Here is a 14,190-nt window from a genome sequence, read left to right on the forward strand (position 1 = left end):
GAATTTGGTCTATCAGATGAGATCGTCCAGGCTCGAACGCTGGCCTTTGGAGGACTGAGAAGCCTGCGGAGTTGGAATTTTCACTCCCGAACGTGCGTTGGCACCCGATGACCCAGGGCCACCGCCATTTTGTCCACCGCCACCACCTCCCAGCCCTCCGGCGATCCCGCCCGCAACCTGGGCCGCAGTTTGTACTTTCTGCTGCGCTGGACCACCGCCGCCACTACCGCCACCCCCACCAGGTGCAGGATTACCTCCGGCAGGGGCACCCGCAGCACTGGCACCGCCACTGGCTAGAGCCCCAGCTGTACCTGCAATTCCGCCAGGCAAAGCAGCTCCCGCAATTCGTATTGCTGCTCCCACGACCGCCATGCCGGTTGCCGCCAATCCTGTAGTTGCACCGGCAGGATTGAAGCCTCCAAGACTCTTAACATCGTCCCAGAGCAAAAGTTTAGCGAAGATGATTTCAATAACGGTTAGTGCAACAAAGATAATGTACTGGCCTGTTCCGGCCGATATTAATAGGGTTGAGTTTTGAGCATAGTTGCCCATGTTGTAGCCTTGCATGGTCTCAGCATTAACTGCAAGCATTGTGGAGGCCATTGTTAAGCAGAGGTCATTAACGAACGCAACAATAAAGCAAAAAGCAATAATTTTAACAGAAGTAAAAATCACCCTTGTCGACCAGAAGATGCCGAAAACTGCAAAGATGGGGAATGTAATACCCATTAGTGCAGCGAGCATGGCGGCACCGTTTATCATCATTGGGATTTTTACAGTAAGCATCCATTCTCTGAAGGTTTTGCCTATATCCATAAATTTCGTTGTTCCGCTCTCGAACAACATGGTCATTGGATCGCGGACGTCGGAATCTTGGTAGTACATACCGCCATAGGTAAGTAATTCCGACTGTCCTTTTTTCCGCTGAGATGCTTCATTTCGTATGTGATTGAGCATTATTGCCGCCGCATCATCACCATCCCGTCTGAATGAGTTTTCCTGATAAGCAGGAGCATGTTTTTGGACGGCAGAGTTGAAATTTCTCTGTGCCATATCGATCATCAAGAACATGTCTTTGCAGGTCTTGGGATAGAAGTTCTGCTTTGCGCCAGTAGTTGGTGCTTCTTTGAAGCCCGAGTTCAAATATTTTTTGTACTTCGAGTCGCTAGCGTCAAGAGACAATGCTTGGTCAGCAACTTCCCCAGCTTTTTCTGGAAAGAGCTTCTGCACCCAATAAGCTTCGGTTGGGATCTCGAAGCCTTGGGGTGGGTTCGTGCCGTCATAAGGATTGCTATCACCCTCGATCTTGTCGAGCATAGCCATACCCTTCTTTGTACCTTCCACTACTGCATTGCCACCATCACGCTTCAGCCAAGTGGAGTTGGTAGGGTTATCATAATTGGCCTCGCCATTGCCCGTGACCTTGTCCAGAAAGCCTCTGCTATCTTCGAACTCAATCTCATTAGCACCGATTCCGGTAGACCCGAAGAAGCCGACATATCGTCCTGCACTTAACGCTTCGGGGGACTTCCCATTAGCAGCAATGAATGCAGGCTCGCACTTGTTTAAATAGTCCGAATAAAGTGGATACACAGGGCTGTCAGCAAAACGTTTTAGGGTGTTTTGGTTTGTTACGTGGTAGGCCCTGCTGAATGCATCTTCCGTAATCTTTCCTTCATTGACCTTGTCAAGTGCAGACTTAAAGATTGCGTAGATGTTGCCGACTATAGTCAGGGACCATCCCCCCCCGCGCGCCATTTGAACAGAGCTACCTGTGCCGGGGAATGTGAATGTAGAGACTGAAAGAAGCAAAAACATTAGGCAGGTGCCCGTGAGACCGGTGAAAACCGACCTCAGCTTATCCTCAGGGCTCCTCATCATAAGGATGGAGGTCCAGGCAAGACCTAGACCTCCGATAATGACTCCGGCGGAGTTAACCAGAAGAGTGTGGTAGTCCTGCCAAAGACCAAGGTAGTAACCGACCAAGTCAGCAAAATTGGAATCTACGAGCTTGAGGAAGTCGTAGTCCTTGACGGAATTATCGACATCAACATCAGCCATTTATTACCGCCTTAGCTGTCTGCTCGATTAGTTTGTTTCGCTCCATGTCATGCTTAATCTTGTTCTGGAGCATTTCATATTCTTTGCGAAGTGAGGACAATGCATTTGAATACCGAGCCTGATCATTGGAGCTTATTGCTTGGTCATCAACTTGGTTCGCCAGCCCGGTCATTACCCCCACTTCAAGTTTGGAAATGACCTCGTCTAGCTCTTTCATCATGGCCAGCGTGGCGAGATTTTGTTGGGCTTTGGCAAACAATGCGGGATTTGTAGTGCCTAGTTTGCGCATGAATTTAAATTCAGTCTCGGTGATGACGATGCCGCCGCGATTCACCAACTCCTTATAAGCGTCACTTTTTTCGAAGGTTGCTGGGTCTGCTTGATATACGTTCGCGTAGAGGCTTTGATACTCCTGAGTCAGCTTCTTCGATTCATCTTCAAGCGAAATGGTCCGAGGAGTGACCGTATGCGCGTCCTCTTCGGTACTGTAATTTGGCAGTAAGCCCGAATATTTCTTGATGTCTTCACAACCAAGCTCAGATGCAGCCAGCACGAGGGAGGTTTTGCCATCTTCGGGCTTGGCACCGCAGTTCTTGCTGGGCAATGGAGCAGAACCTGCGCCTGAACCAGAACCATTTCCTGATCCTCCCCCGCTCGATCCCGACGAACTCCCACTTGAAGAGCCTCCACCTTTCACGCCAACCAGGCCGCCGGTCATCCCTGACACGCCATTCATCAATGATGTCGCTCGGCTTGTAATTGTGTTTTTGGTGTCCTTCATTCGGGTAATGAGGCTGCTGGTGATCCCGTCACCAGACATGCACTTCGCGGACTTGTAGCCCTCTTCGACAGTGCAGTCAGCTTCGGCCATCACCTGCATGTTTTCTTCGTAAGCCTTGTCGGCACGCTGCCGTACACCACTGCAGGTGAGGTTCGAAAGATCCAGGCCAAACTGTCCGACAGCGTTAAGCTCGTCGATTACCGATTTCACGGTTGGCTGGCTGTAAGCGAGGTACATGATGGCGAGCGCCGGCGCGTTCTGAATGAACTGCTCAACCATGTCGCCGTACTGCCCGATCTGACCGTCCAAGACTGTGCCGAGGTTGAGTCCATCACAACCTACACCCACCTGGGTAGCGCCATACGCTCCAACAATGAACTGCTGCTTATCCTGGAAGGGGGTGAAGGTATCGAAACTACCGCTTCCACCACGACCAGCTTTGTTAACGGCACTCCCACTAAGCCTTGCACCGAACAATCCGGTCACATCATCCATTCGCCGGGACCAGGGCGAGTCAGAACTGTCGCTTTTACCGTCGCCATCAATAGGACCGTATCCATAATCGGCAAACGCCGTTGCGGTGCTGAAACTGATGAGAGCACTGCAAACCATGACGGCAAGTTTGTTCAGCTTCATTTGGAATCCTTCTTCGCAACAGTGGTGTTCTTCACGTAAGTCATTGCCATCAGTCGGCCTTCCAGCTGGTTCATGGTTCTGTTGCCAACCAGAGTTTCTCTTCGGCTAACTTTCATGTTGTCGATCCAAGTGATGGGCCAGGCTGTGATGCCCATCTTCGTGACGTTGTCTCTTTCTGCTTGGCTGAGCATCCGCCCGGTCAAGCCACGCGCGGTCACTTTCTCTGCGAAGACCTTTGCATCTCGATCGAGTTGGAAGACTCGCACCTTCAGCTTCGGATATTTCTGAACTAGCCTGCCAAGAGTGGCCAACTGACGGTCGCAGACAGGGCAGGTGGATTCAGTGAATACCGAGATGCTCAACGAGTCGGTGTCGATGGGCTTCTTCGCCGCGGACTCTTCCATGGCCGCGTCAAGCCCCTTGATGTGTTGTAGGTCACCGCGTTGCCACATCGCCATCTGGTAGAGATTCGCCGCTTGCTTATACTGGCCCCAGGTTTGGTCCATGTAGCTGACCAGCTCGTTGGCGGCCTCGGGAGACTGTTCTAGCTGTAGGCGAATGACTGCACTCGGGGTGCCCGGTTGGAAGTTGAATTCGAGCCCTTTGTTGTTGGTAATTCGCAGAGGCGCGTTCGGGTTTTTCTTCGCGTTTCGATTGAGCTCTGTGCAGTTTTTCATCCACTGCATGTTTTGGCAGTCGAGGATGTTCGGGAGTTTGTCGAGTTCTTCAATCTCACGATCCCGTGCCGTCCGATTCACCTTATCCAGCGCCGAAGACAAGGCTTCCGCGAGGACATCCTGGCCGTTGGGCACGTTGGACATGACAGTGCCTGCGTTGGAAATCAGTGCGCCGGCGACGAAGGCGAGCCCGATTTTGAGCTTGTGGTTCATAGGGTGACCTCAGTTCAGGAACGATGTGAGATCGGCAACCAATGAGGCAGGGTTGTTGACGACCCTGGGTTGTCCGTTCTTGGGAATGAGGACCAGTGCCGGCGTGCTTCGCACACCGTACTGGCTGGCAATCCGCCCACCCATGTCAGGGGTGAACCCCAACATTGGAAGTTGGCCGGATTGCTGATTGAAAACTCGCTTGGGGTCCCATGTGGCCTGATCGATTACGACGTAGAACTGAGCGTCTACTCGATCACCAAAACGGGCCCGGACCTCGTCGATCGCAGAGCGAATCTTTTCGACCGCATCCGAGTTGTCGGACACGAACGACATGATCGTCACTTCTGCAGCGGCCTCACGTAGAGGATCTATGAAACGGCCAACCTGTTGCCTCATGCGTTCGGCTTGCCGTTTAGCTCCTTCCAGATCTGCCGGGACCGGGAGGCCGCTTCTCCCGGCAATCGAGGGGAGGGTGCCTGGCGTGGCTGCAGCTAAGGATTTCTGTACCTGCAGGAGCATTGCCTCACTGCCCTTATGGCCACGCTTGGCAGCTGCCTCGAAGAAGGTCTTTGCCCTCTGCAAATGATCCGGGGTATTTGTTGCCCGCATCATCATCATCCCGAGGTGGTACATCGCCGTAACGTTGCCTGCTTTGGCTTCGGGGAAAAGAAGATCCCAGGCCTTCTGGTTTTCCCCTTTGAGCATGAGTACCAGGCCTTCGCCGACGCGCTGATCCTCTGAAGGACCTTTCTCCGCTGCGTTCAGTGAGGTACTGATCAGCAGGCTACTTAGCAGCAATAGAAATACCCGCACGGGCTCTCTCCTCGTGATAGATCGGCATGAACTCTTTCATGTAAATGTCGCGGTACTTTTTGGTCTTGGAGTGGTAGTAGCCGACCGCCTGAAGATCTGATCCGTACCGCTTTTTCAGGTCCGTGAGATGGCGGGCTGCGTAGTCAAGATTGAAAGCAGGATCGAGCCACTGCTGGACAGAGGCCTTTCCCTTGCCGTGAAAGCGGTAGTTGATTTGCGCGATTCCGAGATCGGTATTGAGTAGCCAGACTTTGCGCACGCGCAGTTGCCCATCGAGGACCTCTTTCGTGTCATCCATTCGTTGAAGGAGAGCGGGGAAGCCCTGGGCCTGTCTGCTGCGCTGATAGCTATTGGCGAAACTCATTGCAGCTCGTTCAGATGGGAAGAACCTCCGTATTGCTTTGGAGTTTTTGTCCGGGATGATCTTTACAAGCCAGGGTGCGGAGGTGAGTGCCCACAGGGCATTGACGGCCTGGTCTTTGGTTTGGAACCAAAAACCTTCGCCGTCTACGTTGAATACCCACGGCTGTTTTCTGGATTCCTTCTGCACCATTGCCCGGAACACGAGTCGATCATTTCCGTATCTGGCTGCAGTAGCGTCGATGAGGTAGTCATAGTCCTGGGCCGAGACAGTGGCCGAGGTGATCAACAGGAGTGCAATCAAAATCCATCTCATCGGGCCGAATCCTCGATCGTTGTGAAATGGTTCTTGCGCAACCACTGCAAAGCGCGTGACCGATCACGTGCGCAGGCATCAAGACGTCGAAAAGCTTCCGGGTGAGGGTCCGTAGAGGAGGTACCAAGGAACTTGTGAACCATCTCGTGATGGATGATGTACCGGATGACGAAAATCGGTGCTCCATTGCCGGCCGATCTTGAGAGGATCGGATGAACCAGAAGCGACTCCTCGCCGCTGACCATTTCGATGCTGCCCGGGGCGACGTAGATCGTGTCGTCGCAAACTCTGTTCACCGATTTGGCCACATCCGGCCAGGTTGGATCTTTCAGCAGGGTGAGCACTCGTACGTACAGCAGTGCTGCGTCTCTTGGGCCGTTAGGTGAAAACTGCTCCAGGAGTGTTTTGGCTTGTTGAAGATCTTTTTTGTGGTAGGCCTCAACACCCGCCTGCAAATCCTTCAGCTCCTGTGGAGAGAGATGATTGATCTCAGTCTTAGGCTCTGGGGACTCGCAGGCGCTGGGGATGCCCCAGCGCGGGCGAATGTTGATGGAATTTCCGAAGTAGCTGCGATTCACCTCGTCGGCCAGGCGCTCCAGATTGAGTTGCTCATCCGGTGAGACCTGACGGAGGACGTTAGATCGCGCTACAGCCATTTGGTGAACTCCAGAACTTGTGGGCCACTTGACCGTTTTTGTCTTGCAGGTCCAAGCGATCGCCCACGATTGAAACGCGGTACCCATCAAGGAAATCGCCTTGGCCAACCATGTCCTCTGCTCCCGCGTGCACGATGAAGGCGTGTGCAACACAGGTGCTGCAGTTCCTGGCCGCCTCTGCTACTGCTTTCACACAAATCCGCGGACGAGCCTTGCTTATCGCGACTGGCGACGACTTCGCCACTGGGGTTCTTGTCGGCGCTTTGGTGATGCGTTGCTGAACAGCCGGTTTGGTTTGCTTGGCCTTTTCAGCTTTGAGTTGGGCTTCCATCTTGCTGAGCTTCTGCTCGAGGGCTGAGATCTTTTCAGCCTGAGCGGCAATGTCAGCGTTAGCCTTTGTCAAAGCCTCATTGCTTTTCGGCGCTTCCTTTACGGGAGCACTATCCGGGTTGACGCTGGGGGTTCCAGCGAAAACGGGGGGCTGCTTTTCCGCGCCAATCGAAGAGGTAATTGCGGCCCCAGATTGGCTTGCTATTGGTGCTTGAGCACCGAAAGGATTTGCCGGCGAATCCTCATGCGGCGAGAAAGGCTCCGCGACAGGAGCAAGAGCAGGAGCAGGAGCAGGGACACCCAGGTCAGGGGATGCGGTGGTGTGGGGTGCCGCCTCGCTCAATGGCTGGTCCAGCCCACCGAATGCTGGAGGAGCCGAACTGATTTCAGTTGGTTTTTGGAATGGCTCTGGTTCAGAACTGAGACTCCGCGAAGTTTGACCGGGACCATCAATAGGCAGAGACAGATCATCCTGGGCGCCAAGTTCTGCTTGGGTGTGATCGGCGGGTTCTGTACCAAAGGCCATTCCTTCCTCGCTGGAGGTAGGGGCCTCCTGCGCTGCTTCATTCTCAGAAGGCGTTTGGCTTGTACTGGAACCCTCCATCTGACCTTTGGCGAAGAGGACAAGCCCCACGACCAGGATCGCTGCAATCAGCTTTTGCCCCATCGTGAGTTGGGAAAGCTTGTTGGTCTTCTTGGGTTTCTGATCATCTTCTTCCGCAATGATCGGTTCCAAGGGCTCCAGTTCGTCGCCGTGTGCGTCGGCTTGAGGCGACTCTTTCGCGGCCGCCGAACCAAGGTCAATGGTGGGCTCTGTGCCTTGGCTGGCGCTGTCCTGTCCTGGCTTTTTACGTGCGAGGTTGCCAACCCCCGAGCTGATCTTATTGACGAGGTCCTTCAGGGAAGGTTTTTCTTCGTTGTTGCTCATGGCTTAATTTCCCAATACCGGCAGATAGGTTGGTGCTTCTTCGGTCCAGCGACCTGGAGCGATCTGGACGCATTCCTTGTGGCCAGGGACCAGCATTCCGTTTTGCACCCGTGCAGGAATATCAACACCGCACTGAATGATCGGCGGGTCCCAGGTGAACCGATCGCGTGCACGCATCTTTCCCTTCAGATCTGTGAGGACCTGTGTGACGCCTTCCTCGTAAGCGCGGCGCTCGAGTTCGGTTTTGGGGGCGTAGAGGGGCTTAATAGGCTTGGCCTGCTCCTCGATGATCGTTTCGCGCGGTTCGTACTTCGACGAACAAGCTGCGAGCGAGGCGAGTGCGGCTACCGCCGCGAGGGTTTTAAGCAGCTTGATTGACATGGTATCGAGCACCATACGGGTGAGATTTTGCGAGCTCGGAGATTGCTTTCTGGCGAGCTTTTGATTCGGAGATGGAGTGCTTCTGCACAAGCTCCTGGGTCTTGCGCTCGCGCATTTGGTAGTCGTCCGGATGGGACGAGGCGATCCAAAGCGCCATGGGGCTGGCGAAGAGCCGGAAGACACCGCTGTAGTATTCGGATTTGGTTGTCCGCATCCGGTAAAAGACTTCGCTGTACAGCGGGGGCAGAGATGCAAGCGATCGCCAAAGCTCAATCTCCTCGGCAGTAAATGCGAGGAATTCCTTCGCGATGTCGTAGTCCGACTGCGAGCAGGCCAGGAAGAAGTAATGGCTTGTGTTCTCGAGGATGCCGTCCTGTGACTCGCCATTCCCACCTGACTCAGCACGGATCAGGTTGACGAAGTCCTTCACGGTCTGAGAAATCAGCAAGCAGCCGGCACCATAGCGGCGGAGTTCTCGATAGAAGCTGGAGAGCGCCGATGCGGCAGTCGGGTCAGAAAGGGTTGCCCACGCTTCGTCGACAGCCACGATCTTCTTGCGGCTACGTTCAAGCTTGAACTTGCAGTACAAGTCGATCTGGCGGAACAGGGCCAGAGTGACTACGGGTAGGGCAGGAGACTTTGCCATCCGCTGGGTTTCGAGAACGGTAAAGTCGTTCTCCCATTGGACCTGCAGGAAGCCGTCAAAGAGAGCTGCAAATGGCCCGGCCCCGTAGTAGAGGGTGAGCGCCTGGACGAGCGATCTGCCCGACTGTTCAGTGAACTCAGTTTTGTCGAGGTAAGGGATGAAGTCCCTGAAACGAGGTTCGTCCTTCGGCTTGGTAGCTACCCAGTCGGTATAGAACTCGTTGAGTGCCTGATACAGCAGAGGCACTGTCACTGGGGTAATGACCGATGTTTTGGACTGCTCTGCAGCGCTGGAGGTGATCATCATCACCAGCATGCGAGCAATGAAGAACATGTCTTCCAACGTCGGCATTTCGTTGTTGCCGTCGTCGTTTTTACCGATCCAGAACGGGTTGATACAGATGGGGTTGATGGTCCGCCCGGTGATCGGCTCTTTGAACGGCTCGGTCGCAAGGCGAATGTAGTTGCCATCGAGAACCAGGCAGAGGCTCTCGTAGGAGTCGCCCTTGTCGATGATCCAGACTTTAGGTCGGTACTTCACCCTCAAGGCCATCAACAGGTTGTTGAAGGTGAACGACTTACCAGTACCGGTACTACCGCAAATCAGGCTATGCGCGGTGTTCGTCATCTGGCCCCACAGGTCCAGATAGATCGGCTGTCCCGCCCTGTTGTTCATCAGGATTGCAGGGTCGGAGCAGCCTTGGTATTCAACAAAGAACGGACACAGATGGGACAAGCTTTCCGTGAGGTGAGGGGTGTCACGACGGAAGAGCTTCATGCTGCTCTTGCGGAAGTTCAACGGCATGCTGTTCCTGACAGCAGCGTCGCCGCGAAGGGATTCTTTGTGCCCCACACGCCAAAGCATGTTCTCCAACTGCATGGCTTGATCATCGACCTGGGCCTCGACGAACCCCATCAGGTTGATGTGAAGCGACACGTCAAAAAACTGCTCGCGGTTGTTGGCGTTTTCCGCACTGATCTTGGATTTAACCTTCTCCAGGTCATTGCGCTGCTGAGCCAGCAGATCCTTGTCGCCAATTTTCATGGCTTCTTTCCCGGATTGCATGCGCCCACGAGTCCATAGGCGGCTCATCATCGCTACTGGGGAGGGCACGCTCCAGTTGATGGTGATCAGCGATTCGCTCTCGATGCCCGACATGGCCACCTGCAGCATGCCCGGGAAGCTCGAGGTTGGTTTACCCAGTACCGAGACTGGGCGGATGAAGTAGGGGACGCCAGAATCGTGAATCGTCCAGCCTTTCTCCTCAGTTTCGACAGAGGCGAACATCGGGGCATTGTTGAGAGTTTCCCGGTACGCGACTTGGCTCGGGTTCTTCAAGCAATCCAGGATGGGCAAGTCAGGCCGGTACTTGGGCGGGTCGACCTTGAAGCAGCGAACGGGGTTGAAAAGCTGGTACTGAAGGTTGATGAGGCCTTGGCCGTTAAGCGAGCCCGGCTGGAACCCGAACGTGGCCAAAGCCTGGCCGATCTCATGACAGAGTTGGCCAAAGCGTCTTGCGTGCTTCGTGTATTCCTTATGAGCCAGCTTGTTGGCGTCGATAAGCCCCATCGAAGCCAGTGCGTTCTTCGCGGTGTTGTCGATGAACTTGCCGAAGAGGTAATCCGGACTCCAGAGCAAGACCAGGTAGAAGTCCGTTACAAAGGGATAGCGACCTTGGCTTACTTCGCGCTCAATCTGCTCGGTGACATTGGCCCGAACGTCATCCTCTCCCTCTTCCGCCCAGGGGTCTCCGCCCATGAGAAGAGTCCGCACATTATTTCGAAGCTTCTCATCCTCGATCTCGGCCAGAGAGTCCTCACGCATGCGCTCAAGGACCTCGGTGGAGAGCTTTGTGAAGAAACCTTCAGGCGAGCTTGCCGCAACAATCTGTCGTTCGACGATCGAGTTCGCGATTTCGAGAGCGAACTCATCTTCTCCGCCTTCAATACCTGCACGGTAGATCCCAAGAACTTCGCGAATATCTCGATGGGTGTGACGAATGAATTGACCGGCCGATCCAGATGGATACTTGTTCAGTACATCACCAAGACCTTTACTGAGGGACCACAGGTCATCGTTGTTCAGGAGCGAGGCATCCATACCTCGTAGCTTCCAGATTTTGGCGAAGCGACCATCGATGGTGTGGAAATAGCTGCCATGCTTCTCGTACAGGAATGCATCGGAAAGCAACTGGATGGGCATGCCGCCCTGATACCCGCGGCGAGCCAGGCCAGCCAACTCAGTGTCGTAGAGATGCAGGTCGTCAATTTTTACCTTGGCCATCAACCCTGCCCCTTGAGTGTTGCTGTAACCACGCGCCCTTCCGGGTAAACGGTCACACGAGCGCCACTGACTCGGGTGAGGTATTCCGCAAGGTCGCGCAGCGAGTTGGGATGCGAGTTGAGCTTGATCACTTGGTCTTGGTTGACTTGCGGATCGAAGCGAGAGTCGTAGCCGGACGCTGCGGCCGAGAGTCGGACGATTTCACCAAGGGTGAGGTCTTGGTTCTTGAAGAGTTGTGCCCACGGGATTTCGTCTGCCTGAATCAGCTCGCGGTGATCGGTTGTGTTTTCCTTTTGGAAAATTTTCCGATAGAGAACGACGTCAGGTTGAAGAACAGTCAGGTCTTGGCCTGATCCCAGGATCATCTTTGTGTGGTGTTCGCGAATGGCATCCTTGTACATCTGGGGAACACCCTCAGCCAAAGCCGTGGATGCCGCTGCCAGGAGACAGAAGCCGATGGTCAGTTTGCCCAATCTGCTTCCTCCACGATGATGTAATCCCAGCGGCCGCCATGCTTCACGCCGGTTTTAGCGTCGGCGTATGGCACCACCCATACCGGCGCTACAACGTCCGGGTTTCGGATCGGAAAGTACGGTTCCGATGAGCCAAGCTCTGGCCGCGCGCGCAGGCCTTGGCGCAGGAGCGAGACCGTGTCTCTGCTGGCGCTGCCATGGACCGCATCGTAGATCTGGTCCATCGAAGCACTGTTTTTGAAAGGCTCCTCACTGGCACAACCGCTGAGAAGCAATGCGGTGGACAAGGCCAAGAATGGGCGGATGTTCATGGCTGGTTCCTAGATCAGGGTGTCGTACATGCCGGGGTCAATGTCGAACGCCTCAGCTGGTTTCAAAACACGGAAGGTTTGGTCTGTTACGAAGCGCAGCTTGATGCCCGGCTCGACGATGACGGTGTCTACCGCAGCGTTTGCTTCTCGCTCGAATCGCTCCGAGATCTTCTTGAACATCCCGGCGATGCCCTGGTTGACCGCCGCCTTCGTGGCGTTCCCGGTTAACTGGCTGGTGGTTGAGCTGGTTCCGTTTTCCATCGCGCTATTCGTAGTGAACTCGGCCTGGCTCAGGGTGGAGGCATATGCCGCTGCGGCTGCTGCAGCTGACTGGAGTGCGAGGGTGCGGCCTGAGGCCTTGTCCAGGCGGCCGTAGACGTCTTGCTCGTTGTCTCGCGTATCGACGATGTACCCGGTTGCAGGGACCGTCTGGGCACCACCGGTCTCGTCCCAGTAGGAGAGTTGCTCGATGCGAATGGTCGCGCGGCCCGTATTCGAGCTGGAGTTGCGGTTGCCAGAGCAGAGGCCCATCAGGTGGATAGTGCCGAGATCTCGTTCGGCGCCGTTGGGACCCTTGAAGATGCCGCGCACCGGAAGGACTACCGGTCGAGCGGGAATTTTCCCTTCTTCGGATGCCCCAGGAGCGTTGGCGCCGATCGGGCACGCAACCCCGTGAAGCGTGGTGACTTCCACAAAAGAGAAGGCGGGTACTTCATACGTTTCGCGCGGACTCTGGGTTGGCAGGGAGGCGTTGAGAGACTGGGCTGCCGGCATCGGGTCCGGGTTCGGCTGGCGGCCGTTCAGCTTTGCCAGGGTCGCGTCGGTCTCGTTGTAGGTATTCACGCCAGCGCGCTGAATGCCATTCGACTCAGGAGCTGACATGTTGGCAAACAGCTGTTGCTCGGTCTCAGCAGTTGAGCCCGCGCCGCCTCCGCTTTTTCCGTTGAATTGCTGACCGCCCGCGTCCCCGCCATTGAGCAGGAAATAGTTCGGACCGTAACGGTTGGAGTTCGATGGGTTTGCAGAGACTGCCGGCATTGGCGGCTCGAGTGAAAAGTCCTCGAGGTTTAGTCCTTCAGAAGAGGAGGGTGGCAATGGCATGCTGGAGCCTTTGTCCAGCTTGTTGATACCACCGTAAACACCGTCAACCTGATCTTTTCGTAGTTGTGCAACTTCTTCACTGAGAGCTCGAATCTCAGTGTTCGATTTCTGCTCTGCTTTGCGTTGGTCCTCAAGCATCTTCGCCTTGAGAGCCTCGCGATCCTCCTCGCCTCGCTTGATTTTGTCCTCAAGGGTTTCGATCTTCTTGGCGAACTGAGTCAGTGCAGCATCTTTATCCTGGATGGTGATCGAGTTGACTTTGTCACTGCCAACCTCAACTGCCTTGGGTGCGTCAACCGAAGTCGCACCTGTGGTTTCGCTGTTGCCGCCCATGAAGTTCATGGCAACACCAAGCGCACCAACTGCAGCGACGATATATAGGCCGCGTTGCTTCGTTATTACGTTCTTCTTCTGATCGTTATCGGCGCTCACTGTACTTTCTCCGATACGATGAATAGCAACCCGCGATGTGACTCTCCGTAGACCTCGGTAATGTATTCGGGGGAGGGGCCTAGTATCCGAGAGGAAGGGAGCATGGAAACTTGTCTGGCAATTCCAAGGGACTCGCGTACGGCCTTGTTGCCATAGTCGATTTGATCAATGGCGACTTTTGTTGACGTGCGACCGTTGTTGATGACTTCGTAAGTAGTGCCGATGTACTTCGGACCCACAACTTGGGAGCGAAGTTTGAATTCCAGCGAGCCCTGCCGAAACACAACACGATCAGTCTCTGAAAGTCGGGAAAAATCCTGTTCGCGATATCCCGAAGGCAGTTTCCCATCGTAGAGATAGTTCATCAGACCTTTAATTCTTCCGCGGGAGTCTCGCGCCATGGCGGACCTATCAGCGATCGGCTGGCCCGAAATAGTGACTTGGCTGTCTGCGCAACCAGGCCGGGTTATAAGTTTGAGAATGTACGTTTGCTTGGACGGCGCATCGACATAAACAAGGCCCGTATACAGCGGATCTGTCGCTTGAAATGCGAGCTTGTTTTTGATAGGGGACGGGTAGAAGTCCATGCCCTGAGTTACCTCTACATAAATACCGTCGAGGTAGGGCTCGGGGAACAAAACCTCTGCACGCTGGGTGTCGTTTGAAATGTAAATGTCAACTGGCGAGTTGTTGTAAACAACAGTGCGCGGATTCCGGTTGCACTCGTCGCTCGCAAATATCGTGGTTGACATGGCTGCGCAAAGGCCGGCAGCTATCAGTCGCTTCTTCAAC

At 54.6% G+C, this 14,190-nt stretch carries 13 protein-coding genes; all 13 read right to left on the reverse strand.

All coding sequences use genetic code 11. The annotated features are described in order from the left end of the window. Window positions 1-12: 12 nt before the first annotated feature. From LU671_RS29425 to LU671_RS04840, 13 genes are read right to left on the reverse strand one after another with little or no spacing between them, the layout of a single operon-like run. A complete protein-coding gene (locus tag LU671_RS29425; RefSeq protein ID WP_010792891.1) occupies window positions 13-2,061 on the reverse strand; it encodes a hypothetical protein in 2,049 nt (682 codons plus the stop codon). After that, entirely contained in the window at window positions 2,054-3,478 is a 1,425-nt protein-coding gene (locus tag LU671_RS04785) for a hypothetical protein (RefSeq protein ID WP_010792892.1), read from the reverse strand. Before LU671_RS04785 ends, LU671_RS29425 begins: the two co-directional genes overlap by 8 nt. Next, window positions 3,475-4,368 carry a TlpA family protein disulfide reductase gene (locus tag LU671_RS04790; RefSeq protein ID WP_010792893.1) on the reverse strand — a complete coding sequence of 298 codons (894 nt, stop codon included), beginning with the start codon at window positions 4,366-4,368 and terminating at the stop codon, window positions 3,475-3,477. Before LU671_RS04790 ends, LU671_RS04785 begins: the two co-directional genes overlap by 4 nt. Before the next feature lie 9 nt (window positions 4,369-4,377). Then, window positions 4,378-5,181, reverse strand: a complete 804-nt coding sequence (locus LU671_RS04795; RefSeq protein ID WP_010792894.1) for a sel1 repeat family protein — start codon at window positions 5,179-5,181, stop codon at window positions 4,378-4,380. Beyond that, window positions 5,153-5,857, reverse strand: coding sequence for a transglycosylase SLT domain-containing protein (locus tag LU671_RS04800; RefSeq protein ID WP_010792895.1), 705 nt, complete (start codon window positions 5,855-5,857; stop codon window positions 5,153-5,155). Before LU671_RS04800 ends, LU671_RS04795 begins: the two co-directional genes overlap by 29 nt. After that, complete coding sequence (locus tag LU671_RS04805; protein WP_010792896.1) at window positions 5,854-6,513, reverse strand: hypothetical protein; 660 nt, start codon at window positions 6,511-6,513, stop codon at window positions 5,854-5,856. The genes LU671_RS04800 and LU671_RS04805 overlap by 4 nt, the downstream gene beginning before the upstream one ends. Next, a complete protein-coding gene (locus LU671_RS04810) occupies window positions 6,494-7,771 on the reverse strand; it encodes a hypothetical protein (protein WP_019438450.1) in 1,278 nt (425 codons plus the stop codon). The genes LU671_RS04805 and LU671_RS04810 overlap by 20 nt, the downstream gene beginning before the upstream one ends. A gap of 3 nt (window positions 7,772-7,774) precedes the next feature. Further along, entirely contained in the window at window positions 7,775-8,152 is a 378-nt protein-coding gene (locus LU671_RS04815; protein WP_019438451.1) for a hypothetical protein, read from the reverse strand. Next, window positions 8,133-11,081, reverse strand: coding sequence for a VirB4 family type IV secretion system protein (locus LU671_RS04820; RefSeq protein ID WP_010792899.1), 2,949 nt, complete (start codon window positions 11,079-11,081; stop codon window positions 8,133-8,135). The genes LU671_RS04815 and LU671_RS04820 overlap by 20 nt, the downstream gene beginning before the upstream one ends. Further along, window positions 11,081-11,554 (reverse strand): hypothetical protein, encoded by a 474-nt coding sequence (locus LU671_RS04825; protein ID WP_010792900.1) that lies wholly within the window; start codon window positions 11,552-11,554, stop codon window positions 11,081-11,083. Before LU671_RS04825 ends, LU671_RS04820 begins: the two co-directional genes overlap by 1 nt. Continuing rightward, the gene (locus LU671_RS04830) at window positions 11,542-11,865 is read right to left on the reverse strand and encodes a TraV family lipoprotein (RefSeq protein WP_010792901.1); all 324 of its coding nucleotides are present in this window, start codon (window positions 11,863-11,865) and stop codon (window positions 11,542-11,544) included. The genes LU671_RS04825 and LU671_RS04830 overlap by 13 nt, the downstream gene beginning before the upstream one ends. A gap of 9 nt (window positions 11,866-11,874) precedes the next feature. Then, on the reverse strand, window positions 11,875-13,398 hold the full coding sequence (locus LU671_RS04835; protein WP_058199353.1) for a hypothetical protein: 1,524 nt from the start codon (window positions 13,396-13,398) through the stop codon (window positions 11,875-11,877). Next, window positions 13,395-14,189 (reverse strand): hypothetical protein, encoded by a 795-nt coding sequence (locus LU671_RS04840; RefSeq protein ID WP_010792903.1) that lies wholly within the window; start codon window positions 14,187-14,189, stop codon window positions 13,395-13,397. The genes LU671_RS04835 and LU671_RS04840 overlap by 4 nt, the downstream gene beginning before the upstream one ends. Window position 14,190 lies beyond the last annotated feature (1 nt).

The organism is Pseudomonas sp. NMI760_13, assembly GCF_021283245.1.
GTDB classification, from domain to species: domain Bacteria; phylum Pseudomonadota; class Gammaproteobacteria; order Pseudomonadales; family Pseudomonadaceae; genus Aquipseudomonas; species Aquipseudomonas peradeniyensis.